We start from the raw sequence: 26,019 nt of genomic DNA on the forward strand, positions 1-26,019 counted from the left end.
AGGATCTTGTGCCTCGTCGCGCAGTAACTGCCCATGCGATCAACGGAGTTGACGTACGTGCCCCAGTCCACGAGCAAGCGCGGGATCGGCCGAGGCATCGGAGTCGTGGCGGCGATCGCCGTCGCTGCCGCCGTCACCGCCCCGGTGGCCGCCCAGGCCGCCGGGGCGGCCGACGCCACCCCGGCCGCCTCCTCGAAGCTCCACGACGACTTCAACGGCGACGGCTACGCCGATCTCGCCATGGCCGCCCCGACCGCGACCGCCGGCGGCAAGAAGGGCGCCGGCCATGTCGCCGTGCTCTACGGCTCGGCGAACGGGCTGAGCACGACGAAGAGGCAGGTGTTCAGCCAGAACACGGCCGGCGTGCCCGGCACTGCCGAGACGGACGACGCGTTCGGCAGCGCGCTCTCCACCGCCGACCTCGACCGCGACGGGTACGCGGACCTGGTGGTGGGCGTGGGAAGCGAGGACACGGCCGACGGCGGTGAGGAGTCCGGACTGGTCGAGGTCCTGTGGGGCGGTGCGAAGGGCCTGTCCGGCGGGGCCGTCCTGGCCACCGGGAAGGCGTACGACCGGCTCGGCGCCCAGGGGCGTCTGACGGTCGGGGACATCGACGGCGACGGCGCCGAGGACCTGGTGACCGTGGAGAACCAGTTCAATCTGCGCGTGCTGAAAGGCCCGTTCGGCAGGGACGGCTCCACGGCCAACGGCGAGCAGCTCGTGACGGACGAGTTCGACAGCCGCTACCTCGACCTGGCCACCGGTGACGTCAACGGCGACGGTGTCACAGACGTGGCAGCCACCCAGCACGACGGCGACGAGTTCGACGCCCGCCGGGTCGTGTACTGGCTGGGCACCGAGCAGGGACTCACGCCGTACACCACCGTGAAGGGCGCCGACGGCTACCGGCTCCAGGGCGGCGAGAGTCTCGACATCGGGGACGTCGACCAGGACGGGGTCGACGACATCGTGGTCGGCCGGGCCGTCACCGGGTACGACAGCGACCTCGACACCCCCGCCGCGAAGGGGGGCCGGGTCACCTGGATCCCGGGCACCTCGGACGGGCCGGACGGCACCAAGGCCACACACCTCAACCAGGACAGCCCCGGCGTGCCCGGCAGCGCCGAGGCGGGCGACGGCTTCGGGACCGATGTCCGGGTCGCCGACGTCAACGGTGACGGATACCCGGACGTGGCGACCGGGCTGCCCGGTGAAAACCTGGGCAGTGTGGCCGACGCGGGCGCGGTCGTCGTGCTGCGCGGCAGCGCGAAGGGGCTCACCGGCACCGGCGCCCAGGTGGTCACGCAGAACACGCCCAACGTGCCGGGCGCCGCCGAGAAGGGCGACGCCTTCGGCAAGGCCGTCCACCTCGCCGACGCCAACCACGACGGCCTGGCCGACCTGGCCGCCGGCGCGCCGGGGGAGAACGGCAACGCCGGGTCCGTCTGGTACTTCAGGTCCGGCCCGACGACCGTCGTGAGCCCGAACGGCACGACGGCCTTCGGCAACACGCTGCTCGGCACCACCCCCACGGACGCTCGGCTCGGTAGCGTTTTCGCCGACTGATCATCCGTCAGACCCGTCCCGGCAACGGCTTGTTCCGGTGCTGGCGGCGGGTCTCTTTTTGTCTGCTTAGTTGTCATGTACGTGAACCCCGACGTTCAGCGGGCGGACCGCCCGCGAGCGTGAAGCTTCCCAGTGTCCAAGTGGCCAGCGAGGTAAGGGAGTCAGCCGATGACAGCAGGATCGCCCGATCGACGACGCTTTCTGACCGCCGGCGCCGCGGTGCTCGGTGCCGCCGCCTCCGCCCAGCTCTGGCTTCCGGCCGCCGCCCGCGCGGCCGAGACGCCGCTGCCCGATGGTGTGTTCAGCCTCGGCGTCTCCTCAGGTGACCCGCTGCCGGACGGCGTCGTGCTGTGGACCAGGCTCGCCCCCGACCCGCTGAACGGCGGCGGCATGCCCGACCGGGTGGTGCCGGTGGAGTGGCAGGTCGCGGAGGACCACCGGTTCAGAAAGCTCGTCCGCCGGGGCACCGCCCAGGCCCGGCCCGAGTACGGGCACAGCGTTCACGTGGACGTACGCGGGCTGCGCGCGGACCGTACGTACTGGTACCGCTTTCGCACCAGCGGGCAGCTCTCGCCCGTCGGCCGCACCCGCACCGCGCCCCACCCCTACAGCCCCGGTGGCTCCCTGCGCATGGCCCTCGCCTCCTGCCAGAACTGGCAGCACGGCTATTTCACGCCATACGCAGACATGCTGGATCAGGACCCGGACGTCGTGGTGTTCGTCGGCGACTACATCTACGAGTCCACGCCGTCGGCGACGGGCGTACGGCGGCACGAGGGGGCCGGTGAGCCCTTCAGCCTCGCCCAGTACCGCAACCGGTACGCCCAGTACCGCACCGACCCGGACCTCGCGGCGATGCACGCGAACGCGCCCTTCGTGGTGAGCTTCGACGACCACGAGGTGGACAACGACTTCGCGGGCGAGATCCCGCAGGACCCGGACAAGCAGTCGCACGACGCGTTCGTGGCCAGGCTGACGGCGGCCTACCAGGCGTTCTACGAGCACATGCCGGTCCGTGCCACCGCCGTCCCGAACGGCCCGCACATCCGGATGTACCGCCGCCTGGAGTTCGGCCGGCTGGCCCGGCTCAACGTCCTGGACACCCGGCAGTACCGCAGCGACCAGGCCAAGAGCCAGGCCGGTGCCCAGGACCCGTCGCTGACCATGCTGGGCGCGGGGCAGAAGCAGTGGCTGCTGAACGGGCTGCAGGACTCGCCAGCCCGCTGGAACCTGATCGCCTCGCAGATCATGATGGCCGAGACGGACCTCCAGGTCGGTGAGGGCAAGCTCTGGTTCTACGACGCCTGGGACGGCTACCAGGCCGAACGCAACCGTTTCCTCCAGGAGTTCAAGCAGGTCCGCAACCCGGTGGTGCTCTCCGGCGACCGGCACCTGACGATGATCAGCGACCTCAGGGAGGACTACGCCGACCCGGACTCCGCGGTCGTCGGCGCCGAGTTCGTCGGCACGTCCATCTCCAGCAACGGCGACCAGGACCAGGAGGCGTTCCGCAGGGAGTGGGACCCGCGGCGCCCGGACAACCCGCACTGGAAGCTGCTCGACGCGCACCGCGGCTACCACCTCTTCGACGTCCGCCGTGACGGCATCGACGCGCAGGTGAGGGTGGTCGACACCGTACGGCAGCCGACCTCGACACCGAGCACGGTGGCCAAGCTGCGGGTGGAGGCGGGCCGGCCGGGCGTCGAGGTGGTCTGACCCCTTTCCGTACGATGCGGCCCGGGACTCGACGAGTCCCGGGCCGCATCGCGTGCGTTCCGCACCCGGCCAATCGCTCTCTTGCTCCGACCGAGACCGAAATGCTGCGCAATCTTTACCGCGAATTCCGCGGCAATGGGCGGCTGAGTGAGCGGTATTCAGGACGTGCCCGCGACGGCGCGGCGACGCTTATGAAGAACGCGTGCCGTCCCGTGCCCGGGGAGGTGAAGAGCGGCCCGCGGTCAGCGGTCCGTGACGACTGCCACGGCGATCGGGCGCCACGCGACACGACCAAGGCGCGTACCGTGCACCAGACATCGTCCCAGACATCGTCCGAGGAACTGGTGAAGGCCCCGGCCGCCGCTGTCACACGCGGCTCCGACGTCGCTGTGCTTCTGTGGAGTTACTCACAGCGCATTTCGAGGGCGTTCACGGAGTCGTCTCACCAATCACCCGCACCCCCAGGTGAATGACAGGTTGCGCGCACATATGTGGCGAAGGTCGCTCACCTTGCACTGCGGTAACCACAAGTGGGACCATTTCCAAGTTCCCTGTTGCCCCGAGGTAGGTCACCTGTGTCCCAGCACATAGCCAAGCCCCGTACCACCGCAGTGATCCTGGCTGGTGGTACCGGTCAGCGCGTGGGTCTGTCGATCCCCAAGCAGCTGCTGAAGATCGCCGGCAAGGCAGTCATCGAGCACACGCTGACCACCTTCGAGAACGCCGACTCGATCGACGACGTCATCGTGCTGATGGCGCAGGGCTACGTGCCCGACATCGAGAAGATCGTGGCGAAGGCCGGATTCAAGAAGGTCTCGAAGGTCATCGAGGGCGGCTCCACGCGGAACGAGACCACCGAGCGCGCCATCGCCGCGCTGGGCGAGGGCCTGGCCGAGGGCGAGGACGCCAACGTCCTCTTCCACGACGCCGTGCGCCCCCTGCTGTCGCAGCGCGTCATCGACGACTGCGTCGTCGCGCTGGAGCGCTTCCAGGCCGTCGACGTGGCCATCCCGTCCGCGGACACCATCATCGTCACGCGCACGCACGGCGAGGACGGCGAGTTCATCACCGAGATCCCGGACCGCTCCCGGCTGCGCCGCGGCCAGACCCCGCAGGCCTTCAAGCTGTCCACGATCAAGCGTGCCTACGAGGTCGCCTCCAACGACCCCAACTTCCAGGCCACCGATGACTGCTCCGTCGTGCTCAAGTACCTGCCGGACGTGCCGATCCACGTCGTCGCGGGTGACGAGTACAACATGAAGGTCACGCAGCCCGTCGACGTCTTCCTCGCCGACAAGCTCTTCCAGCTCGCCTCGACCGCCGCGCCGGAGCAGGTCTCCGAGGAGGCCTACCGCGAGCTCCTCACCGGCAAGACGATGGTCGTCTTCGGCGGCTCCTACGGCATCGGCAAGGACATCGGCGAGCTCGCCGAGTCCTACGGCGCCAAGGTCTACGCGCTGGGCCGCTCCACCACCGGCACCCACGTGGAGAACCCGGAGGAGGTCGACGACGCCCTGTCCAAGGCGTACGCCGAGACCGGCCGCATCGACTACGTGGTCAACACCGCCGGCGTGCTGCGCATCGGCAAGCTCGCCGAGACCGACAACGCCACCATCGAGGAGGCGCTGAAGGTCAACTACCTGGCCCCGGTGCAGATCGCCCGGTCGTCGTACAAGTACCTCTCCGAGACCAAGGGCCAGCTGCTGCTGTACACCTCCAGCAGCTACACCCGCGGTCGCGCCGAGTACAGCCTGTACTCCTCGACCAAGGCCGCGATGGTGAACCTCACCCAGGCCCTCTCCGACGAGTGGGCCGGCGACGGCGTCCGCGTCAACTGCATCAACCCCGAGCGCACCGCCACCCCCATGCGCACCAAGGCTTTCGGCCAGGAGCCCTCGGGTTCCCTGCTGTCCTCCGAGGCCGTGGCCCGCACCTCGCTCGACGTGCTGCTGTCCGAGCTGACCGGCCACGTCATCGACGTCCGCCAGCAGGACCCGACGGCCGGCGCGGCCCGGGCTTCGGGCTTCGAGCAGGCGCTCGCCACGGTTCTGGACCGGCAGGACGGCGTGTAATAATTGGCGCCAAATAGACTCCGGTAATTCAGGCCTCTGCGCTCTCCCGTTAACGAAGTTCGTCAACGGGAGTGTTCGCAGGGGCCTGAATCCATACCGTCCCGCGAAATATTCACAGACCAGCCGCAATTCCGAACCAGACCGGCACACCCCTCCCAAGAGCAGGTTTCTCCGTGATATCCACCGCTATTCGCGTCGCCCGGGTGGGCAGTGCGGCCCAGCTGGCCGCGGCGGTCCTCATGATGGCGGGCTACCCCGCCCTCATGCTGGCCGCGCTCGTCCCGAGCGTTCCCGCCTTCGCGGCAGCGGCCGCCGTGACGTACCTGGCGGACCACTATCTGCACCGCAAGGGCAGCTACCTGATCAACCGTCTCAGCAAGGTGCGGGCCGGCCTGTCGATCCGCTTCCTGATCAGGCAACTGCTCCTCGTCCTGCTGCTGGCCCGGCTGTCCCTCGCGGACAACCTGATCTACTACGGGGCGATCGCCTGCTTCATCGCCTTCTACGGTCTTCAGGCCCCGCACGGCGCGCTGGTCCAGCTGATCCGCAACCGCCGCCGCATGCCGGTCGCCACCCGCAACGTCGACCTGAAGTCGCGCATCCGCATCCCGGACGCCCCGCCGCGCAAGCTGCTGCACCGCTCCGCCGAGAAGATGCTCCACATCGACCTCTTCGCGGTCGCCGGCATCCTGCTCGCCGCGCAGGTGAAGTCCGCCCTCGTCGGCTTCGTCGGCATAGGCGTCACGGTGGCCCTCGGCACGCTGTACGTGCTGGCGCTCGTGCCGTACGTGCGCGGCCGGAAGATCCCGCCGAACGCCGAGCGGGTCCTGGCCGCCGTCGACGACTGGCTGGGCGAGTACCAGCCGGAGACGGTCCTGTACTTCTCCGGTTCGAAGGACTCCGCCTACCAGGTCAACATGTGGCTGGACACCATGGAGAAACTGGACTCCAAGCCGCTGATCATCCTGCGTGAGCGGGCCATCCTGAACAACCTGGCGCCCACCACGGTCCCGGTCATCTGCGTGCCCGGAGGGGTGCACCTGATGAACATGGACCTGTCCACGGTGCGTGTCGCGCTCTACGCGGCCAACGTCGGCAAGAACATCCACATGCTGCGCGTGCCCACGATCAAGCACGTCTTCATCGGCCACGGCGACAGCGACAAGCTCGCCAGCGTCAACCCGTACAGCAAGGTCTACGACGAGGTGTGGACGGCAGGCCGCGCGGGCCGCGACCGCTACGCCATCGCCGACGTCGGTGTCCGCGACGACGACATCGTCGAGGTCGGCCGCCCGCAGCTCGCCCCGATCCAGACCTGGCAGGGCGTGCCCGACGGCCGGATCCCGACCGTGCTCTACGCCCCCACCTGGGAGGGCTGGGACGGCAACCCGGGCAACACCTCGGTCGTGCTGGCCGGCGAGAACATCGTGGAGCAGCTCGTGCAGGCCGACCCGCCGGTCCGCGTCCTGTACAAGCCGCACCCGTTCACCGGCAACGTCAGCAAGGAGGCCGGCGCCGCCCACCAGCGCATCACCGCCCTGGTCCGCAAGGCCGCCGCCGAGCGCGCCATCGACACGCGCTTCGTCGCCGACACGGCCGTTCAGGCCGACGCCAAGACCGAGCTGGCCCGTATCGAGGCCCGGCTCGCGCAGCTGTCCGGCTCCGGCGGCGAGCGGCGCGACGAGGCCGAGGCCACCCGTGACGGCCTGGTCGACGTCGCCCGGCACGAGGAGGTCGCCCGGCTGCGCGCCGAGTGGAACGACGCCTACTGGCGTTCCTTCCCCGCCTGGGAGCACCGGGTCATCACCGGCGCCGACCCGCGGCTGTACGACTGCTTCAACGTCTCCGACGCGATGGTCTCCGACATCTCCAGCGTGGTCTCCGACTTCATCGCGAGCGGCAAGCCGTACGCGGTCACGGACTCCGCCGAGGTGGGCGTCGAGGAGTTCAAGCGGAACAACACGGCGGTGCGTGCCGCGGTGATCCTGTCCAACAGCGCGGCCGAGCTGGGCGAGTTGCTCGGCGCCGTCCGCGACCAGGCCGCCGATCCGCTGGCCGAGGACCGCAAGGAGCTCAAGCGGTACCTGCTGGGCCCGGACGAGCCGACCTCACTCGTCCAGTTCAACACCGCCGTCGCGAATCTCGCGCTCAAGGCCGAGACGCGCAACGTCGGCCAGGAGTCACGGGTGGCGGCCGCCCTGGCCGATGCCGAGGTCGACGCCGAGGCCGATGCCGAGCTGGCGAACGCCGTGCCCGGGCAGCGGGCCGCCGCGGCCGGTGACACGGACGGTGTCGGCGCGGGCTGACCCGCCCCGCCTGATTCAGGGCTCGGCCCCCGAGGAGCGCCTTCCTCGGGGGCCGAGCCCTTTCGCGTGCCCGTTTCCTATCGATTCATTGTGTGACGTGTCCCACTAACACGTGTGTGTGAGGCAACCGCTTGCCTCGATCATCCGTCTACCAAGTAGCGAATGAGGCGATACGGGGGGAATATCCCATTGACTAGGGGGAAACGTGACCGTTGCGCAGCCTGATGTGAGTGTGATCATCGGGGCGTACGAAGCGATGCCGTATCTGATCGAGTGCCTCTCGTCCGTCGAGGCACAGACCATCGGTCCAGAGCGCGTCGAGGTCATCGCGGTGGACGACGGATCGACGGACGGGACGGGGGAGTACCTGGAGGAGTTCGCCGAGCGTGCTCCCATGCACGTCCTGGTGATCCGGCAGGAGAACTCCGGCGGCCCCAGCGGCCCGCGCAATGTCGGCCTGTCCAAGGCGACCGGGCGTTACGTCTTCTTCCTCGACGCCGACGACCGGCTGGGCCCCGAGGCCCTGGAGCGGATGGTCGCCATGGCCGACCGCGCGGGCACGGACGTCGTCCTCGGCAAGGTCGAGGGCGTCAACCGCTCGGCACCGAAGTCCATGTGGGGCAAGACGGTGGAGCGGACCGACGTCTTCTCCTCCAACATCAAGTTCACGCTCAGCGCGCAGAAGCTGTTCCGCCGCGAGTTGCTGGACCGGCACGGCATGCGGTTCGACGAGTCGCTGTTCACCGGCGAGGACGCGCTGTTCACCATGGAGGCGTACCTGCGGGCGAACGGCGTCTCCGTGGTCGCCGACCACACCTGCTACTACCTGGTCGGCCGCGACGACGGCAAACACGTGACGAAGAGCGGCAGTTACGCGCTGCGGTTCGACTCGGCGCGGGCCCTGATGAACCTCATCGCCGAGCACGTCCCCGCGGGCGGCCGGCGAGACCAGCTGATGGTCCGGCCCTTAACCGTCACGCTGCTGCCGCAGTTCGGGCCCAAGTACCTCACGGACAGCGAGGAGGTACGCCGCCACAAGTTCGAGCTGGCCAAGCCCCTGCTGGACGCCCACTGGACCGAGGGCGCCGCCCAGCGCCTCAGGGTCCACGAGCGGCTGCGGCTGCACCTGGTCGCCGAGCAGCGACCCGAACTCCTCATCGAGGTCGTGAAGTTCGTCAAGGCCAAGAAGCAGGCGGCGGCTCTCCTGGAGAGGAAGGGCCGCCGCGTCTATCTGGCCTACCCGCACTTCCGCGACCGGGCCGCGGGCATCCCCGACTCGGTGTACCTCGCCGAGCCGCGCGAGGCCCGCGCCTTCCCGGGCTACCGCGAGGGCGGCACCCACACCTTCGTACGCCGGGCGGTACGCAAGGCGCGGCGGGTGCTGACGTCGCGTGAGGTGCGGTCGGCGGCGTGAACGCGGGCGCGGGGGCCGGCTTTCGCACGGCCCCCGCGTTCGTCCCCCCTGTACCGCCGCTCAGCGCGGTGCGGTCGCTCAGCGCGGTGCGGCCGGGAGCGCCGTATCCGTGCGCTGGCCGGGCAGATCCGCGGCAGGCCGCTCCGCCGTCAGCCGTTCCGCCACCCGTGCCCGGTGTTGCCGGGCCGTCTCGCACAGCTCCCGTACGGCCGTGTTGAAACGCTCCTGCGACGACGGCTCGGCCGGGCCCAGCAGACGCAGCTTCAACGCGGCGCGCGCCTCGGCCAGTTCGTCCTTCTCCGGGTGCCGTACCGCCTCCAGCAGGGCCGGCACCCCGGCGGCGTCCGGCGTCAGCACCGTCGCCGCCACCACCGTCGGGAACGCCGTACGGAACGCGTCCTCGCTCAGCCCGCTGGTGTTCGCCACCGCGTGCGGCTTCTCGCTCGCCAGGAAGTCGCTGATCACGCTCGACACATCACTGACCAGCAGGTCGGCCACATCGAAGCAGGAGTACAGCGCGGGCCGGACGTCCGTGATGATCTGGTGCTCACCCTCCGGCAGCGAGGCCCAGTACGCCTCCTCCCAGGCCGCCGTCGCCCGTGCCACCGCCTCGGCCCGGCCCGGCTCCGGCGCCGACTGCACCCGCATGCGCTCCACCGTGTCGGCCCCGGCGCGGAAGTCGGCCGTGGTGAGGCGGTCCAACTCCTTCGTGAGGCGGTCGAGTTCGGCGGCACTCGAGGGGCGCGCCCCGGTCCGCTCCCGGTTCGCCGCCCGGACCAGCTCCCGGATCCGCAGATCGGCCGCGCCCGCGCGCGGGTCCACCGACCCCGTCAGCGGATGCGGCTTGTACAGCAGCCGCACGCCCGGGTCGGCGAGCAGCGCCCGCACCAGGTTCTCGCCGGCCGCGATCACCGAGGTGTTGCCGGGGTTGCCGTCCCAGCCCTCCCAGGTCGGCGCGTACAGCACGGTCGTCCACACACCGGTCGGCGGGCCCGTGTACGGCCGTACGGCGTCCAGCTGCGGGCGGCCGGTCTCCACCACGTCCTTGTCCTCGACTCCGACCTCGGCCAGCGCGTACCGCTCGCGCGCGGCTGGCCCGGCCACCCACACCTCGTCGTAGGCCTTCGCGTACGGGTTGCACGAGGACAGCTTGTCGCTCTCGCCGTGATTGACGAAGGTGTGCTTGATCGTGGGGATGCGCAGCACCTGGGAGGTCTTGCCGGAGTTCGACGGGTGGACGAGGACCTGCAGCGTGGAGTGCTCCAGCCGCATCAGCGTCGACACCTTCGGCAGGCAGACGATCGGGATGTCCGTCGCCGCGATCTTCTGCACCATGAACCGCTCGCGCAGCACGATGACCGGCCGGCCGTCCACCCGCGCGAGCGGCTCCAGCCACATGTTCGCCTGGTAGGCCGAGGCGGCGCCACCGGAGAAGTACAGGCCGACGGTCGGCCGGTACGCGGCCAGCCACGCGTCGAACCACTCGAGCACCTCCTGCTCACCGGCCGGGCGGCGGCCAGGCAGCAGCCGGAGCAGCAGCGCGCCGAGGCCGGTCAGCGCGAGGGCGAGGGAGAGCGCGATGCCCGCCGCCGCGTACACCGGCTCGTCGCCCAACGCGGCGGCCAGCAGCCCGGCCGTGGCGGGCAGGCCGAACGCCAGCAGCCGGTGGCCGGGGCGGCGCAGCAGCACGGCCGGGGCCGGGGAAAGCCGCAGCACCGAGGCGTCGATGTTCCGGGTCACCACCGGCAGGGTGCGGGTACGGCGCACCAGTACGGAAACCGCCTGGATCGCGCAGTGCAGGACGTAGAAGGCGAGCAGCCCGGCCACCAGCGGGGCGTACACCGTCTCCCGGTCCTGCTCGCCGAGCCGCAGCAGGCCCACGACCAGCAGCAGATCGCGCAGGACGTGCCGCACGGTGATGTCCGCGTGCGACTTGGCGAACAGCGACAGCACCCCGCGCTGCCACCGGTACAGGGCGCCCTCGGTGGCCAGGGAGACGGCGGTCGCGGCGAGCAGCAGCGGTACGTGGGGCAGCAGCGCCGCGACCGCCTGAGCGGCGAACGCGGCGGCCAGGACGACGGTGACCAGCCCCTTCAGCAGGGCTGGTGGACGGGGAAGAGGTACGGGCACTGCGGTCACTCCAGGAGCGTCGGGTGTCGGCGCAGGTCGGCCGTCCGGGTTAACGCGCGGCGACCTCCTGACGACACGCGCGTGTCGTCAGGGTGTGGGGGCGGCTGCCGTCCCGTGTGCCGTCGGACCGTAGCGGAAGATCGCGTTCCTGTCTTGGGGCGGGACAGAACTGCGCACGACCGTCGTCCGTGACGCGGGCGGCACCGTCCGTAGCGTGGACCGGCGCCGTGTCGGGCCTCGCCGTCCCGTAGATTTCCTGGTGAGGGACCGAATCGACGCGAGGGGCGGACGGGACGTGGCAGGGGCAAGGCAGGCCGTGGGCGAGGCCCGCAGAATCGTCGTCAAGGTCGGTTCCTCCTCGCTGACCACCGCCTCGGGCGGCCTGGACGCGGACCGCGTGGACGCGCTGGTCGACGTGCTCGCGAAGGTCCGCAGTGGCGGGGAGCGCGAGATCGTCCTCGTCTCCTCCGGCGCCATCGCCGCCGGCCTCGCCCCGCTGGGCCTGCGCCGCCGCCCCAAGGACCTTGCCCGGCAGCAGGCCGCCGCCAGTGTCGGCCAGGGCCTGCTCGTCGCCCGCTACACCGCCTCCTTCGCCCGCTACGGCGTCCGCGTCGGCCAGGTGCTGCTGACCTCCGACGACATGAGCCGCCGCGCCCACCACCGCAACGCCTCGCGCACCCTCGACAAGCTCCTCGCGATGGGCGCCTTCCCGATCGTCAACGAGAACGACACCGTCGCCACGGACGAGATCCGCTTCGGCGACAACGACCGCCTCGCCGCCCTGGTCGCCCACCTCGTCCACGCGGACCTGCTGGTCCTGCTGTCCGACGTGGACGGCGTCTACGACGGCGACCCCGCGAGGCCCGGCACCTCCCGCATCGCCGAGGTGCGCGAGCCGTCCGACCTCGCGCACGTCGAGATCGGCAGCGCGGGCAAGGCCGGCGTCGGCACCGGCGGCATGGTCACCAAGGTCGAGGCCGCCCGGATCGCGGCCGCCGCCGGTGTCCCCGTCGTGCTCACCAGCGCCATCCACGCGGCCGACGCCCTGACCGGCCAGGACACCGGCACCCACTTCCACCCCACCGGCAAGCGCTCCGCCGACCGGCTGCTGTGGCTCCAGCACGCCTCCACCCCGCAGGGCGCGCTGACCCTGGACGACGGTGCCGTCCAGGCCGTCGTGGACCGCCGCAAGTCGCTGCTGCCGGCCGGGATCGCCGCCGTCGAGGGCGAGTTCAGCGCCGGCGACCCGGTCGAGCTGCGGGACGGCACGGGACGGGCGGTGGCCCGCGGGCTCGTCAATTTCGACGCCAAGGAGATCCCCCGGCTGATCGGCCGCTCGACCCGCGAACTGGCCCGCGAACTCGGCCCCGCGTACGAACGCGAGGTCGTACACAGGGACGACCTGGTGGTCCTCCACCCGTAATGGGCCGAAACATCCGCCCGCGGTGGTGGACGTTCCGCAAAACCGCCACGCGATCCCTTGCGGCCTGCTGAACTTTGTCTCAGGGCAATATTCCGCAGGAGCACCACTGTGCAAAGGAGGCCGTCGTGAGACGAGTGCGCCCTGGGGCCACGGCGTCCCGTGGTGGTGCCGGCTCCCGCGCGGCCGGTGACGAGCGCGCCCTGACCAGCGTGGCGGCCGGGGACCGGTTCCAGGGCGAGGAACCCGGGGACATCCCGCGCCTTTGGCACGTCACGCTCAGCGTCTCCGGCCGGGAGGCCCCGCTCACCGAGGTCCGGCGCGCCCTGGAACAGCTCGCCCACGACCACCCCTTCCTCCTGACCAGCCGCTACGCGGTCGACCACGCGGAGATCCGCTACTGGGAGGAGGCCCGCGACCTGCACGACGCGGCCGCCGTCGCCCTGCGCCTGTGGGGCGAGCACCGGCAGACCGCCGGGCTGCCGCCCTGGGAGATCGTCGGCCTGGAGGTCATCGACCGCGCGACCTACCACCAGCGCATCGCCGAGGGGTACGGACCGCCACCGGCGTCCCCGGTCGGAGTTCACCCGTTCTGACTCCGCCCGGGGAGTGTCTCGGGGGTGTGTCGGGGGTGTCTCGGGGTGTGAAACGAACGATGAACGGACCCGCCCGGCGCACTACGCTTCTTTCATGACCACGCTTTCGCCGTACGACTCGATGTCCCCGGTCACCGAGGCCGCCTACCGCGCCAAGGCCGCTGCCGCGAGCCTCGCGCCGCTGCCGCGGGCCGACAAGGACGACGCGCTGCTCGCCATCGCGGACGCGCTGGAGGTCCGTACGAGCGAGATCGTCGAGGCCAACGCCAAGGACGTCGCCAAGGCCCGTGAGGCCGGCATCAGCGAAGGCATGATCGACCGGCTGACACTCACCCCCGAGCGGGTCCGCGCCATCGCCTCCGACGTGCGCGACGTCGCCGCGCTGCCCGACCCGGTCGGCGAGGTCGTCCGCGGCTCCACGCTGCCCAACGGCATCGACCTGCGCCAGGTCCGCGTGCCGCTCGGCGTCGTCGGGATCATCTACGAGGGCCGGCCGAACGTCACCGTCGACGCCGCCGCCCTCTGCCTGAAGTCCGGCAACGCGGTCCTGCTGCGCGGCTCCTCCTCGGCCTACCAGTCGAACAGCGCCCTCGTGCGCGTCCTGCGCGACGCCGTGGGCGGGGCGGGGCTGCCCGCCGACGCCATCCAGCTGGTGCCCGGCGAGAGCCGCGACAGCGTGCGCGAGCTGATGCGTGCCCGCGGCCTGGTCGACGTGCTCATCCCGCGCGGCGGGGCCTCGCTGATCAACACGGTTGTGCAGGAGTCGACCGTCCCGGTCATCGAGACCGGCACCGGAAACTGCCACGTCTACGTCGACGCCGCCGCCGACCTCGACATGGCCGTCGAGATCCTGATCAACTCCAAGGCCCAGCGGGTCGGCGTGTGCAACGCCGCCGAGACCCTCCTGGTCCACCAGGGCATCGCCGCCGAGTTCCTGCCCCGCGCGCTGGAGGCCCTCGCCGGCGCCGGGGTGACCGTGCACGCCGACGAGCGCGTGCTGGCCTTCGCCAAGGACTCCAAGGCGACCGTCGTCGAGGCGACGGCCGAGGACTGGGAGCGGGAGTACCTGTCGTACGACATCGCCGCGGCCGTGGTGGACTCCCTGGACAAGGCAGTCGAGCACATCCGGCTGTGGACCTCCGGCCACACCGAGGCCATCGTCACGACCTCCCAGCAGGCCGCCCGCCGCTTCACCCAGCTGGTCGACTCGACCACCGTCGCCGTGAACACCTCCACCCGCTTCACCGACGGCGGCCAGTTCGGCTTCGGCGCGGAGATCGGCATCTCCACACAGAAGCTGCACGCCCGCGGCCCGATGGGCCTGCCGGAGCTGACCAGCACGAAGTACATCGTGACCGGGGACGGGCACGTGCGCCGCTGAGCGCCTGCCGCGTGAGTATGGGAAGCGGCGCATATGCGTGCGGCAGGGGCGGACCGGCCGGGCGTGCGCCGTGCGCAGCCCCGTGAACGCCGTCTCAACCAGCGGATGAATTTCCATACCGTCTGCCCAAAATGACCCCCCAGGTCTACTCTGGATCCGTGCCGGAGGACGTGGGGGGCACGCCGTTTCCGGACGGCCGGGAGCCCGACGACGACCACGACCGCGGGGTGTCGGACGAAGAGTTCGCCTCCGTGGTCTTCGACGAGGCCTTCGTGAGCGCGGCCGTGGTGCACGAGCCGACCGCCGTGGAGCGCCTCCTTGCCGCCGCACAGGCGAGAGCCGAAGCCTCCGAAGCGGAGGCGCGCCGCGCCCACCCCAGACGCGAGCGCTACGACGACGGGTACGGCCCCGAGGGGCACGGCGATTTCGGTCATGATCCGGACCTCGACGAGCTGGACGACCCCGACGTCCTCGAGGACCGGTACGGCGGCACGGGCCCGTACGGCAAGCAGATCCGCTGGCACCGCCCCGTCGCCTGGCTGCTCGCCCTCGTGATGGGCATCGGCATGGTCGCGCTGGCCTTCACGGCGGTCTACCGGGGCGCGTCCTCGAACCGCCAGGAGCCGGTGCCGACGCCCACCTCGACCGGGCTGGAACAGAGCGGCGGCCCGACCCCCTCCGCGTCCGCCGACTACACCGGGCCCGCCGTCTCGGTGATCCCGCGCACCCCCTGACCGGAACCCGCCTGTCCTGGTGAGAACCTGTCAGAACTTGTCATGGAGTGGGGCGTTTACCTGACCTTCCGGCGACCTACCCTGAAGATATGGGCGGGCCTGGCGACCCACCTGAGGGGCCCCACGAGGGCGCTTCCGGAGGTGGAGAGGACGAGTATCGATCCGTCGTCTTCGACGAATCGTTCATTCGTGCTGCCCGCCTCCAGGAATTCTCCGCCCAGGAGCGCATCGCCGACCACGCGCCCGCGGTGCGCCGCCGCCCGCCGCTGCGCCGGGGCCTGTCCCGGCAGGCACTGGTCCTGGTCCTGCTGATCGCCATCGCCTTCGGCACCGCGATCTACATGGGTGTACGGCACCCCTACCAGACCCCCGCCGCCCAGGAGCCCGCCGAGCCGCTGCGGATGACCGTCATCCCGCTCGCCCCCGAGAGCAAGGTGCCCGGCACGGCCGACACGGCCTATCTGTACGAGCACAGCCCCGCCGCACAGTTCAAGAGCGGCGCGGAGGGCGTGCCGCTGCCCGCCTCGCGGCGCACCGCGCACTTCTCGGACAGTCAGGTCGTGACCGCCCTGTCCACCGCCAAGGACTACATCGTCCGGTCCGCCCTCGACCCGGACGTGCTCACGGGCGGTGAGGTCCGCGCGGTCCGCGTCCTGCTCGACCCCGATCAGCTGGGTCAGTTCGACCAGAGCTTCTCCCGTCCCACCGCGGACGGACGCCACGCGCCCACCGGCTGGCTCGTCCGCTTCGATCCCTCCCGCGCGGAGCTGGCCGACCGCAAGGTGCGGGTGCAGGGCACGCTGCAGGCGGCCGAGGCCGACTCGTCCACGCTCGAGGTCACCGCGGACCACACGTTCGTGTACGCGCTGCGGCCGGCCGGGGCCGACGGCAAGGACGAGGTGTCCCTGTTCACCGTCCGGCGAGAGCTGCACTTCCGCTTCGACCGCGACGACCTGCGCCTGCACCAGGGCCAGCTCGTCGTCTCCTACGTCCAGGCCGGACCGCTCTCCTGCGCCGAGGACTCCACGAACCACCTCCGCCCCCTCCTGGCCGGCCAGACGGCCAAGGAAGGCGGCCCCGCCGGCACGGACCCCTATGCCACGGGCAGTGCGACGGCCCTGTGCGGGTCCTTGGCGACGAGCGCGCAGCCGAAGGTGTGAGACGGCGTCCCGGGTGCCTCAGCCGTTGTCGCGCGGCGGCTCGTCGTCACCCGTGGAGTCCGACGTGCCCGGTGTCTCCGGGCCCTGGGGCGGCTCCGGGGACGAGTTGGTGAAGCCGCCGAAGCCGCGGCGGACGCGGTCGCCCAGGTCACCGGCGCCGCCGGCGAGGTCCGTGACCAGCTTCATCAGCGGGTCCTTGGAGCTCTTCACATGGGTCGTGTAGTGGTTCGCCGAATCCCGCCAGGAGTCCCTGACCGAGGTGTCCTTGTCCTCGTCGCGCCGCGGGTAGTGGCCGTCCATGATCCGCTGGTAGTCCCGCGACTCGGCCCACTTCTTGAGCTCGGCCGCCCGCACGGTGGTGAACGGGTGGGAGCGGGGCAGCACGTTCAGGATCTTCAGCACGGAGTCCCGCAGGTCGCCCCCGGCCTCGTACTCCTCGGCCTGCGCGAGGAACGCGTCCACGTTCATCTCGTGCAGATGGTTGCCGCCCGCGATCTTCATCAGGCCCCGCATGGAGGCCGTCAGGTCCTGTCCGACCAGCAGGCCCGCCCGGTCCGCCGACAGCTCCGACTTGCGGAACCACTCCCGCAGCCCGGTCACGATCGCCATGATCGCGAGGTTGCCCAGCGGGATCCAGGCGACCCGGACGGCGAGGCTGGTCAGGAACAGCAGGATCGTCCGGTAGACCGAGTGGCCGGACAGCGCGTGGCCCACCTCGTGCCCGACGACCGCCCGCATCTCCTCCTCGTCGAGCAGCTCGACGAGCCCGGTCGTGACGACGATGATCGGCTCGTCCAGGCCGATGCACATCGCGTTCGGCTGCGGGTCCTGGTTCACGTACATCGGCGGGACCTTCTCCAGGTCCAGGATGTAGCAGGCGTCCCGCAGCATCACGTTCAGATGGGCGAACTGCTGGTCCGAGACCCGCACCGAGTCGGACAGGAACAGCAGCCGGAGACTGCGCTCGGGCAGCAGACCGCTGAGCGCCTTGAACACCGTGTCGAAACCGCTCAGCTTGCGCAGCGCCACCAGGGCGGAGCGGTCGGCGGGATGCTCGTACGTACGCGAGGAGATTCCGGGGAAGCGCCTGCGCTGCCTGCTGGGCACGTGCTCGTGCCCGCTGTGCTCGTGGCCGTCGGACATGTCTTCCCCCATGCGTCTGTGTGACCTTTGCGGCCCCTTGTGCGGCCTTTTGCTTCCCCGAGGCAGAGCCCAGCCTAGGCGGAGTTACGGTGGTCGGGCAGTACAGCGAAGGGAACCACCGTCATGGAGCACCACCCCGCGTCCACCTGGCTCGCCGAGGCCGCGAGCGCCGCCGAGCGGCAGGGACCGGGGATGCTCCGGATCGTCCTCGTCGTGATGATCCTGGGCTGTGCGCTGACCGCGTGGTTCCTGCTGCGTGGCTACAGACGGAAGGACGACTGAGGCACCGGGAAGGTTCCCCGCCGGGCCCCCGGGACCGGGTCCGGCGACGGCACGCGCCGCCTCCGCGTCACGAACATGCGGAGTCGGGGTGATCGCGCTCGGGGCGCCCGCTTACGATGAGCCGACGTCTTTTATGCCGCCCACACGCGATAGGTCCTGCCGAAGATGAGCTTCCACAGCACCGCTGCCCAGTTGGTCACCCTCGCCGCCGAGGGCGAGGAGCACGGCGGAAACCACGAGAGCCTCAGCCCCTACATCACCGGTGGCGCCGCCCTCTTCATCCTGCTGCTCCTGCTGTGGATCACCACCCGCTTCAACCGCGACCGCTGAGCCCGGCAGGGTGCCCCGCGCAGGGCATCCCGGGGATCACGGGGGCGGCCGGAGCCCTCAGGCAGGGCCGGTAGGGTCTGCACGCATGGGAGAGCAGGACATGCCTACCGGTCCGGCGAACGAGACGCCGCGCGACCCGGCACAGGACACGGCGAGCGGCACCGAGCGACACTCGGAGCCCCGCCGTGCCGCCACTGAGCCCCGCCAGGCCGCCTCGGAGCCCCGCGGCGCCGACGGCCCCGGGGACGGCCCGTCGCGGCCGGGCAAGCGCCGCCTCGGCGTCATGGGCGGCACCTTCGACCCGATCCACCACGGGCACCTGGTCGCGGCCAGCGAGGTCGCCGCGGCGTTCCACCTCGACGAGGTGGTCTTCGTCCCGACCGGCCAGCCCTGGCAGAAGAGCCACCGCAGCGTCTCCCCGGCCGAGGACCGCTATCTGATGACGGTCATCGCGACCGCCGAGAACCCGCAGTTCTCCGTGAGCCGCATCGACATCGACCGCGGCGGTGCCACCTACACCGTGGACACCCTGCGCGACCTGCGCGCGCTCAACCCGGACACGGACCTCTTCTTCATCACCGGCGCAGACGCGCTCGCCCAGATCCTCACCTGGCGGGACAGCGAGGAGCTGATCTCCCTCGCGCACTTCATCGGGGTCACCCGGCCGGGCCACCACCTGAACGACCCCGGGCTCCCGGAGGGCGGCGTCTCCCTCGTCGAGGTCCCCGCCCTCGCCATCTCCTCCACAGACTGCCGTGCGAGAGTCGCCAAGGGCGACCCGATCTGGTATCTGGTGCCGGACGGAGTCGTGCGCTACATCGACAAGCGCGAGCTGTACCGCGGCGAGTGAGCCGAGAGGGGCACCGGTGAACGACCGATACGACCCGGGGTACACGGGTGACCAGTACGAGCTCGTCGGCTACGACGAGTACGGCCGGCCTGTCTACCGCCAGGTCCCGGCACAGCAGACCCAGACCTACGACCCGTACGCCCAGCAGGGACAGCAGGGGCAGCAGGGACAGCAGCAGGGCTACGGCTACGACCCGTACGCGACGGCCGGGCAGCAGCCTCCGTCGTACGACTACGGGACCGGCCGGCAGCAGCCCGGCCCCTCCTACGGCTCCTTCGACCCGTACGCCACCGGCACCCACCAGGGCGGCCCCGCGGCCCACGATCCCTACGGCCAGAACGCGGCCGGCGCCGGCACGGCCCAGCAGCCCCGCGTCGCCGAGCAGACCGCGCACATCCCGCAGCAGGCGGGCCCGGCCGACGAGGAGGCCCCCGGCCGGCCGGAACCGGAGTACCACACCGAGCAGTTCGCCTTCGTCGAGGAGCCCGACGGCAACTCCGAAGACGTCATCGACTGGCTGAAGTTCACCGAGAACCGCACCGAGCGCCGTGAGGAGGCCCGGCGCCGCGCCCGCAGCCGGATCGTCGCCCTGGTCGTCGTCCTCGCGCTCGCCGCGGCCGGCGGCGTCGGCTACCTCGGGTACGCGGGGAAGCTGCCCAGCCTGTCCTCCGACGACTCCACGACGGGAACCGCGACGGCGGCGGGCGCCCAGAAGCGCGACGTGATCGTCGTCCACCTGCACGACACCAACGGCGGCGCCACCTCCACGGCCCTCCTCGTGGACAACACCACCACCAAGCGGGGCACCACCGTCCTCGTGCCCAACTCCCTGGCTCTGACCAGCGACGACGGCACCACGACGACACTCGCGAAGTCGGTCGAGGACGACGGCTCCGACGGCACCCGCGCCGCGCTCGACTCGGCCCTCGGCACCGACATCCAGGGCACCTGGCGCCTGGACACCCCCTATCTGCAGAACCTCGTCGACCTCGTCGGCAACGTCGACGTCGACACCGACACCGACGTCCCCGACCCCGGCGCCAAGAAGAAGGGCACGGCCCCCCTGGTCAACAAGGGCCAGGACCAGACGCTCAGCGGCAAGATGGCCGTCGCCTACGCCACCTACCGCGCCCCCGGCGAGGCCCAGAACGCCCAGCTGGAGCGCTTCGGACAGGTCATGCAGGGCGTCCTGCGCAAGGTGTCCTCCGACCCGCAGGCCGCGACGACCACGATCCAGACCCTCGCGCAGATCCTGGACCCGTCCCTGACCGACAAGGACCTCGGCTCCTTCCTCGCCGGGCTCTCCGACCTCGCCAAGGGCGGCGACTTCAAGACGGACCTGCTGCCCGTCCAGAACGACGGCACGCTCAGTGCCCAGGCGAGCGCGGGCGTGGTCAGGAGCGTCCTCGGCGGCACCGCCAAGAGCCCCGACAAGGACGCCGCAGTCAGCGTCTCCGTCCAGAACGCCACCGGTGTGAAGGACGACACGGAAAAGGCCCGCGTCGTGCTCCTCAACGGCGGCTTCACCTTCTTGGAGGGCGGCACGGCCGGCGCCGCCCAGGCCACGTCCAAGGTCGTCTACGCCGACGCCGGCGACAAGGCGAACGCCGCCGAGGTCGCCAAGACCCTGGGGCTGCCCACCAGCGCCGTCGGCAAGGGCAAGATCTCCGCGAACGCCGACGTCGCCGTGGTCCTCGGCCAGGACTACAAGCCGTAGTCAGACCAGGAGGCAGGGCTCCGCCCCCCACGTGATCCCCGTAATCACGTGGGGGGCCCACGGCGGTCCGTGAGACCCTTGGTGGCAAGTGTCCGCCGATCGAAAGCCTTGTAGTGACCGCGACCGACCGCTCTCACGAGCTCATCATCACCGCCGCCCAGGCGGCCGCCGACAAGCTGGCGCACGACATCGTCGCCTACGACGTCAGTGACGTGCTGTCCATCACGGACGCCTTCCTGCTGGCCTCGGCTCCCAACGACCGTCAGGTCAAGTCGATCGTCGACGAGATCGAGGAGCGGCTCCAGAAGGAACTCGGCGTCAAGCCGGTGCGCCGCGAGGGCGACCGCGAGGCCCGCTGGGTCCTGCTCGACTACGTCGACATCGTCGTCCACGTCCAGCACAGCGAGGAGCGCGTCTTCTACGCCCTGGAGCGGCTCTGGAAGGACTGCCCCGAGCTCGAACTGCCCGAGGACGCCAAGGCCACCCGAGGCAAGGCCGAGGAGCACGCCAAGCTGCAGGCGGACGAGGAGGCGGCGGAACTGGACGGAGACTGGCGGTGAGTTCCTTCAGTGAGGCCGGCAGGCCGGGCCGGGGCCGCCGCGTCATCCTCTGGCGGCACGGCCAGACCTCGTGGAACGTGGAGCGCCGCTTCCAGGGCACCACGGACGTCGAGCTCACCGAGACCGGCGTCGCCCAGGCCCGCCGCGCCGCCCGGCTGCTGGTCGCCCTGAAGCCGGACACGATCGTCGCCTCCGACCTGAAGCGGGCCGCGAACACGGCCGCCGAACTCGCCGCGCTCACCGGCCTCGACGTGACCCACGACGAGGCCCTGCGCGAGACCTACGCGGGCGTCTGGCAGGGCCTGACGCACGAGGAGATCATCAGCCGGTACGGCGACGAGTACGCCGCGTGGAAGCGCGGCGAGCCGGTGCGCCGCGGCGGAGGCGAACTGGAGACCGAGGTCGCCGACCGCGCCGCTCCCGTGGTGCTCCGGAACGCCGAGAAGCTCCCGGAGGACGGCACGCTCGTCGTGGTCAGCCACGGCGGCACGATCCGGACCACCATCGGCCGCCTTCTCGGCCTGGACCCCCGGGACTGGGAGAGCCTCGGCGGGCTCTCCAACTGCTGCTGGTCCGTCCTCGGCGAAGGCGCCCGCGGCTGGCGCCTGCTGGAGCACAACGCCGGCACCCTGCCGGAACCGGTGCTCGGCGACGACGACTGACCTCGGATTTCACTTTCCGGCAGGTCGCAGGCTAAAGTTCTTCTTGTTCGCCCCGCCAGCGGGGAAGGAACATGAGGGGCTATAGCTCAGTTGGTAGAGCGCCTGCATGGCATGCAGGAGGTCAGGAGTTCAATTCTCCTTAGCTCCACGTCAAGATCCCGTTCCCGTCCTGGGGGCGGGATTTTTCGTGCCCCGGGTTGAGTCACTCGAGCCTGCTGAGGCGTATACCTCTACGGCCACGACGCCTGCCGTGTCCGGACTGGTGCTGAGGCGTCGCTGACCGTATTGGTCCGGCCGTGGCAGAATCATACGGCCGGAAGGGAGCGCGGCCCGACGGGAGGAGTAGCGATGCCTGCGAGCATCCTCGAGGAGGTCGACCACCTCCTCGGAGCAGCGTTGATACGGCAGATGTCCACCCGCCTCAGCTGCCCTTCCTGCGGTTCCGGGCATGTGGCCCAGATGCTCGGCGACAACGGCGGGATCTCCTACGTGTGCACGGCCTGCGGCCACAGCTGGAGCTGATCGATGGGTGCACACAGGCGGAAGTGCGACTGGTGCGGGAGCGGGACTCCGATCGTCCGTGACATGGAACCGATCAATCCCGACTACCAGTACTGGTGCGAGGAGTGCGCGCGGGCGCTGATCATAAAGGGCGACCCGATCGAGACGTACCGCGAGCTGGAGGGCGAGCCGATCTACGGCCGGCTTCTGGAGGAGCACTGCACGCTCAAACGGTTCTATTCGTTCGTCACGGCCTGAGGCTCGCACAGTCGGTACAAAACCGGCATCGTGGGCATCTCTGTACGAGGTGAAATCGATTTGGTGTTGGGCCCTGAGGACCAGTAATGTTGGCGTCGCCGCCAGGGAAACCCGGCGGAAACGTCACACGGGGCTATAGCTCAGTTGGTAGAGCGCCTGCATGGCATGCAGGAGGTCAGGAGTTCAATTCTCCTTAGCTCCACAAGAGATGAGAAGGCGGGCCATCCGATCGGATGGCCCGCCTTCTTCGTGTATCCGTGACGTCAGCATGCCTACGGCGGGCCGCCCCTAAAGGGGAGGCCCGCCGTACGGGTTCTCAGCGGCCGAGAGCGCGCCGTCCGCGGCCCTGGGAGAGGACCGGGAGGTTGCGGGACGACGGCGCGCCCTGGGAGCGGGTGTCCTCCTCCAGACGCAGGGCCAGCGCCGGGCAGCGGCGCACCGCGCGTAGAGCCTTGGCCTCGGCGTACCGCGGTACCTGCGCCTGCGCCACGGTGGGGAAGCCGTCGGCGCCGAGCTGGAACACCTCGGGGAGGATGTCCGCGCACAGGCCGTGGCCCCGGCACAGCGTCCAGTCGACGTAGATCTTCTGGCGGCTGGGGCCGTTCTCCTCGGACTCGCCGCCGCCCGGGATGCCCGTAGGGGCCCTGCCACCCTCGAAGAGCGGCAGAACGCCCTCCACGGGCCTGCCGCAGCCGTTGCCGAGGACATGGGCGGCCAGGTCGTCCGTGAACGCCTTGATGGTCGACTCGAGGAACATCGCGGAGCCGTCCGGGTGCGAGCACGCGCCGCGCCGCTTCACGTTCTTGGCGACCTGCTTGACCGCCTCCAGGGCGGCCGGTCCGCCGCCGTTGAGGATGTCCTCCAAGCCGCGTGCGGCGGCCGGCAGGCCGAGGTAGCAGGGGCCGCACTGCCCCGCGCTCTCCTCGGCCAGCCACTGGGCGACCCGCAGCGACTCGCCCAGCGGGCAGGTGTCCTGAGTGATCGGCAGGATCGCTCCGGCGCCGAGCGCGCCGCCCACCGCGTCCAGGGAGTTGCGGGAGACGATCGCCTCGTTGACCGTCGCCGCGTCGATCCACTTGCCGTGGTAGCCGCCGGTGAGCACGCCCTGCGGCACCGGCGGTGCGCCGGCGAGCTGCAGGACGTAGCGCAGCGGCACGCCCGTCGGGACCTCGATCACCATGGGGCGGGCCACCGCCCCGGAGACCGTGAGCATGACGGTGCCCGGCTCGTCGTACAGGCCGGTGTTGCCGTAGCGCTCCGGGCCGATGCGGGCGGCGATGGCCAGCTGGGCGAAGGTCTCGGCGTTGGACAGCAGCGTGGGGGCGCCGCCGACGCCGTTCTGCGAGGCGCTGACCTTGCGGCCCGGAGGGACGGCCGGGCCGCCGTCGATCGAACGGATCAGCGACGCGGCGGCACCGGTGACCATACGGACGGGGTTGCGCTGCACACGCGCGCGTAGTGCCGACCGGCGGCCGTTGTTGAGACCGCGTTCGGCGAGCGCGGCCTCCATGGAGCGCTGTGTCGACTCACGGGTGACCCCCACCACGAGCGTGCGGGCACCCAGAGCTTCCGCGCACAGCAGCGCGCCGTCCAGGATCAGATGCGGGGCACGGTTGATCAGCACCGTGTCCTTGCGGCAGGCCGGCTCGTCCTCGCTTCCGTTCACGACGACGACCGGCCGGATGCCGCGCTTGATCGCCGACTCGGCGACCGAGCGCAGCTTTTTGTGGAAGGGGAAGCCCGCGCCGCCGCGGCCCTTCAGGTTGATGCGTTCGGCGAGTTGCGCGAGCTGCTCGCCGCCCATCGGCTCGAGCGGCCCGTGCACCTTCAGATGCATGGGCAGATCGAGCCGATCGACAAGGTCGAAGCCCGACGTGAGCTGAGGAAGTCCGACTACACGGACTTCGGGTACGTCGGGCAGAGCCTCGTTCACTTAAAGCCTCCGGAAGGCGTGTTCCAAGGTTCGCCCGATCCCGGTGCGTCGAAGTCGTAGGACGCACCGGGCAGTGTTTCAGTGGCGGGACCGCTGTTGTACGTGTCGTTCGGGTAGTACGTGTCGAAGGCGGCATTCGACTCACCCGTGTCGTACACGTCACTCGATCCATAGCCGGAGGAGCCTGGATTGCCATAGGCCGGGATGCTTTGTCCGGTGTCCTGGAGGGGGTCGTAGGGCGGGATGTTGAAGCCTGTGTCCTGGAGGGGGTCGTAGGCCGACGGCGGGGCCTCGCCGACCGGGGGCGGGGACGGGATCGGCCAGTTGCCCGAGGTGCTTGAGGGGCCGTCCACGAACGGGATGCTCTCGGTGGGCTGCATGTCCAGCGGCAGTTCCATGCGGGTGCTCGGCCCCGGCGCGAAGGCCTGCTGGCCCGATGGAGGGCCCGAGACGGCCCGGTAGGCGGCCGCGAATCCGTTGGCGGGCTCCTTTGCCGCGGGGCGTTCCGCCTTCTCGTACAGCGGCCCCGACGGGGACGCCGCGGCCCCCCGGGGCGCGTCCCGGCTCTCGTAGCCGGGCAGCGTGGCGCCGCCGGTCGCCCGGGCCCGGCTCTCCTCCAGGTCCCTGCGGGCCGCGGGCTCCCCGGGGCCTATGAGGCCGGCGAACTTGTCGGCGATCTTGCGCTTGACCGGGCGCGGAGCGGCGCGCAGGGCGAGGGCGCCGGCCACTGCGACCAGGGACAGGCAGTACAGGATGACGAAGATCGGCTTGGCCGCGCGACCCGCGTAGAGCCCGTGGACCAGGGCGGCGCACCAGGCCGGGTAGGCCAGCATGTGCATGGCCCGCCAGCGGGCGGCGACGGGGGCGGGGGAGGCGAAGCGGTTACGCAGTGCGCCGGTGACGCCCACGAAGATCATGAGCATGCTGGCCAGGGTGCCGAGGCCGATGAGGAACGCCCTGCCCGTGACGGCCTCTTCACCGGTCAGGAGCAGCCCGAAGGGGACCACTGCGGCGACCCAGGAGGTGTGGGACAGCGCCAGCTTCACCCCGATGTGCACCAGGAGGAAGACGATCGAGGCGACCGCCGTGGTCCGGTGCACGGCCTGCGCCAGGATGCGCCTGCGCGCGTCGAGGAGGACTCGGTCCTGGGCGACCAACCCCCAGATCACCGAGCAGGAGAGGCACACGAGGGACAGCACGCCGGCGCCGAAGTTGAGGAACTCGGCGAACGAGTCGTCCGCAGTGGAGTCATAGGGGTTCACGGCCTGCCTCCCCACATCCCGGCGAC

General features: G+C 70.7%; 22 protein-coding genes and 2 tRNA genes. 20 read left to right on the forward strand and 4 right to left on the reverse strand.

Features of this window, described 5'->3' with window-relative positions:
* Nucleotides 1-33 precede the first annotated feature (33 nt).
* From OG542_RS26980 to OG542_RS27000, 5 genes are all read left to right on the forward strand, one after another.
* Nucleotides 34-1,566, forward strand: coding sequence for an FG-GAP and VCBS repeat-containing protein (locus tag OG542_RS26980; protein ID WP_408057796.1), 1,533 nt, complete (start codon nt 34-36; stop codon nt 1,564-1,566).
* A gap of 168 nt (nt 1,567-1,734) precedes the next feature.
* The gene (locus tag OG542_RS26985; protein WP_328414038.1) at nt 1,735-3,282 is read left to right on the forward strand and encodes an alkaline phosphatase D family protein; all 1,548 of its coding nucleotides are present in this window, start codon (nt 1,735-1,737) and stop codon (nt 3,280-3,282) included.
* Between the two features lie 575 nt (nt 3,283-3,857).
* Nucleotides 3,858-5,354: a bifunctional cytidylyltransferase/SDR family oxidoreductase gene (locus OG542_RS26990; RefSeq protein ID WP_328414040.1), complete on the forward strand. Its 1,497-nt coding sequence runs from the start codon at nt 3,858-3,860 to the stop codon at nt 5,352-5,354.
* A gap of 203 nt (nt 5,355-5,557) precedes the next feature.
* Nucleotides 5,558-7,660, forward strand: a complete 2,103-nt coding sequence (locus OG542_RS26995; RefSeq protein ID WP_328418124.1) for a hypothetical protein — start codon at nt 5,558-5,560, stop codon at nt 7,658-7,660.
* A 205-nt stretch (nt 7,661-7,865) separates the two neighbouring features.
* Nucleotides 7,866-9,074 carry a glycosyltransferase family 2 protein gene (locus OG542_RS27000; protein ID WP_328414042.1) on the forward strand — a complete coding sequence of 403 codons (1,209 nt, stop codon included), beginning with the start codon at nt 7,866-7,868 and terminating at the stop codon, nt 9,072-9,074.
* 78 nt (nt 9,075-9,152) lie between these two features.
* Here the strand turns inward: OG542_RS27000 and OG542_RS27005 are convergent, their stop codons facing one another.
* On the reverse strand, nt 9,153-11,204 hold the full coding sequence (locus OG542_RS27005) for a hypothetical protein (RefSeq protein ID WP_328418126.1): 2,052 nt from the start codon (nt 11,202-11,204) through the stop codon (nt 9,153-9,155).
* Nucleotides 11,205-11,520: 316 nt separating this feature from the next.
* Here OG542_RS27005 and proB point away from each other — a divergent pair, with 316 nt between their 5' ends.
* From proB to OG542_RS27030, 5 genes are all read left to right on the forward strand, one after another.
* On the forward strand, nt 11,521-12,627 hold the full coding sequence (proB, locus tag OG542_RS27010; RefSeq protein WP_328418128.1) for a glutamate 5-kinase: 1,107 nt from the start codon (nt 11,521-11,523) through the stop codon (nt 12,625-12,627).
* Between the two features lie 134 nt (nt 12,628-12,761).
* Nucleotides 12,762-13,220 (forward strand): hypothetical protein, encoded by a 459-nt coding sequence (locus OG542_RS27015; protein ID WP_229845472.1) that lies wholly within the window; start codon nt 12,762-12,764, stop codon nt 13,218-13,220.
* A 94-nt stretch (nt 13,221-13,314) separates the two neighbouring features.
* Nucleotides 13,315-14,601 carry a glutamate-5-semialdehyde dehydrogenase gene (locus OG542_RS27020; protein WP_328414044.1) on the forward strand — a complete coding sequence of 429 codons (1,287 nt, stop codon included), beginning with the start codon at nt 13,315-13,317 and terminating at the stop codon, nt 14,599-14,601.
* 158 nt (nt 14,602-14,759) lie between these two features.
* Nucleotides 14,760-15,335 carry an SCO2584 family spore wall biosynthesis protein gene (locus OG542_RS27025; RefSeq protein WP_456243533.1) on the forward strand — a complete coding sequence of 192 codons (576 nt, stop codon included), beginning with the start codon at nt 14,760-14,762 and terminating at the stop codon, nt 15,333-15,335.
* An 89-nt stretch (nt 15,336-15,424) separates the two neighbouring features.
* A complete protein-coding gene (locus tag OG542_RS27030; protein ID WP_328414048.1) occupies nt 15,425-16,495 on the forward strand; it encodes an SCO2583 family membrane protein in 1,071 nt (356 codons plus the stop codon).
* 18 nt (nt 16,496-16,513) lie between these two features.
* Here OG542_RS27030 and OG542_RS27035 read toward each other — a convergent pair whose 3' ends face one another.
* Nucleotides 16,514-17,638: a M48 family metallopeptidase gene (locus OG542_RS27035; protein WP_193478029.1), complete on the reverse strand. Its 1,125-nt coding sequence runs from the start codon at nt 17,636-17,638 to the stop codon at nt 16,514-16,516.
* A 123-nt stretch (nt 17,639-17,761) separates the two neighbouring features.
* On the opposite strand from OG542_RS27035, the gene OG542_RS27040 reads away from it, so the two are divergent.
* From OG542_RS27040 to OG542_RS27085, 10 genes are all read left to right on the forward strand, one after another.
* The gene (locus OG542_RS27040) at nt 17,762-17,920 is read left to right on the forward strand and encodes a hypothetical protein (protein WP_311125658.1); all 159 of its coding nucleotides are present in this window, start codon (nt 17,762-17,764) and stop codon (nt 17,918-17,920) included.
* 165 nt (nt 17,921-18,085) lie between these two features.
* Nucleotides 18,086-18,250: a hypothetical protein gene (locus OG542_RS27045; protein WP_184592582.1), complete on the forward strand. Its 165-nt coding sequence runs from the start codon at nt 18,086-18,088 to the stop codon at nt 18,248-18,250.
* 85 nt (nt 18,251-18,335) lie between these two features.
* Nucleotides 18,336-19,100, forward strand: coding sequence for a nicotinate-nucleotide adenylyltransferase (nadD, locus tag OG542_RS27050; protein ID WP_328414054.1), 765 nt, complete (start codon nt 18,336-18,338; stop codon nt 19,098-19,100).
* Nucleotides 19,101-19,116: 16 nt separating this feature from the next.
* The gene (locus OG542_RS27055; RefSeq protein ID WP_328414056.1) at nt 19,117-20,817 is read left to right on the forward strand and encodes an LCP family protein; all 1,701 of its coding nucleotides are present in this window, start codon (nt 19,117-19,119) and stop codon (nt 20,815-20,817) included.
* Nucleotides 20,818-20,930: 113 nt separating this feature from the next.
* The gene (rsfS, locus tag OG542_RS27060) at nt 20,931-21,377 is read left to right on the forward strand and encodes a ribosome silencing factor (protein ID WP_328414058.1); all 447 of its coding nucleotides are present in this window, start codon (nt 20,931-20,933) and stop codon (nt 21,375-21,377) included.
* Complete coding sequence (locus OG542_RS27065) at nt 21,368-22,039, forward strand: histidine phosphatase family protein (RefSeq protein WP_193478453.1); 672 nt, start codon at nt 21,368-21,370, stop codon at nt 22,037-22,039. Before rsfS ends, OG542_RS27065 begins: the two co-directional genes overlap by 10 nt.
* A gap of 75 nt (nt 22,040-22,114) precedes the next feature.
* Nucleotides 22,115-22,187: transfer RNA gene (locus OG542_RS27070), tRNA-Ala, on the forward strand.
* 200 nt (nt 22,188-22,387) lie between these two features.
* Nucleotides 22,388-22,561 (forward strand): IS1 family transposase, encoded by a 174-nt coding sequence (locus tag OG542_RS27075; RefSeq protein ID WP_184592574.1) that lies wholly within the window; start codon nt 22,388-22,390, stop codon nt 22,559-22,561.
* A gap of 3 nt (nt 22,562-22,564) precedes the next feature.
* Nucleotides 22,565-22,798, forward strand: coding sequence for a hypothetical protein (locus OG542_RS27080; protein WP_006136074.1), 234 nt, complete (start codon nt 22,565-22,567; stop codon nt 22,796-22,798).
* 129 nt (nt 22,799-22,927) lie between these two features.
* Nucleotides 22,928-23,000: transfer RNA gene (locus tag OG542_RS27085), tRNA-Ala, on the forward strand.
* Nucleotides 23,001-23,114: 114 nt separating this feature from the next.
* Here OG542_RS27085 and OG542_RS27090 read toward each other — a convergent pair.
* Nucleotides 23,115-24,731 carry an NADH-quinone oxidoreductase subunit NuoF family protein gene (locus OG542_RS27090; protein WP_189723533.1) on the reverse strand — a complete coding sequence of 539 codons (1,617 nt, stop codon included), beginning with the start codon at nt 24,729-24,731 and terminating at the stop codon, nt 23,115-23,117.
* Nucleotides 24,728-25,993, reverse strand: a complete 1,266-nt coding sequence (locus OG542_RS27095; RefSeq protein ID WP_328414060.1) for a cytochrome b/b6 domain-containing protein — start codon at nt 25,991-25,993, stop codon at nt 24,728-24,730. The genes OG542_RS27090 and OG542_RS27095 overlap by 4 nt, the downstream gene beginning before the upstream one ends.
* Between the last annotated feature and the right edge of the window lie 26 nt (nt 25,994-26,019).

The sequence above is a fragment of the Streptomyces violaceus genome (assembly GCF_036014075.1).
Taxonomy (GTDB): Bacteria; Actinomycetota; Actinomycetes; order Streptomycetales; family Streptomycetaceae; genus Streptomyces; species Streptomyces violaceus.

Coding starts and splice junctions, on each gene's coding strand:
- OG542_RS26980 (WP_408057796.1), top strand. CDS start 34: ATGCGATCAACGGAGTTGACGTACGTGCCCCAGTCCACGAGCAAGCGC.
- OG542_RS26985 (WP_328414038.1), top strand. CDS start 1,735: ATGACAGCAGGATCGCCCGATCGACGACGCTTTCTGACCGCCGGCGCC.
- OG542_RS27020 (WP_328414044.1), top strand. CDS start 13,315: ATGACCACGCTTTCGCCGTACGACTCGATGTCCCCGGTCACCGAGGCC.
- OG542_RS27030 (WP_328414048.1), top strand. CDS start 15,425: ATGGGCGGGCCTGGCGACCCACCTGAGGGGCCCCACGAGGGCGCTTCC.
- OG542_RS27035 (WP_193478029.1), bottom strand. CDS start 17,638: ATGTCCGACGGCCACGAGCACAGCGGGCACGAGCACGTGCCCAGCAGG.
- OG542_RS27040 (WP_311125658.1), top strand. CDS start 17,762: ATGGAGCACCACCCCGCGTCCACCTGGCTCGCCGAGGCCGCGAGCGCC.
- OG542_RS27045 (WP_184592582.1), top strand. CDS start 18,086: ATGAGCTTCCACAGCACCGCTGCCCAGTTGGTCACCCTCGCCGCCGAG.
- nadD (WP_328414054.1), top strand. CDS start 18,336: ATGGGAGAGCAGGACATGCCTACCGGTCCGGCGAACGAGACGCCGCGC.
- OG542_RS27075 (WP_184592574.1), top strand. CDS start 22,388: ATGCCTGCGAGCATCCTCGAGGAGGTCGACCACCTCCTCGGAGCAGCG.
- OG542_RS27080 (WP_006136074.1), top strand. CDS start 22,565: ATGGGTGCACACAGGCGGAAGTGCGACTGGTGCGGGAGCGGGACTCCG.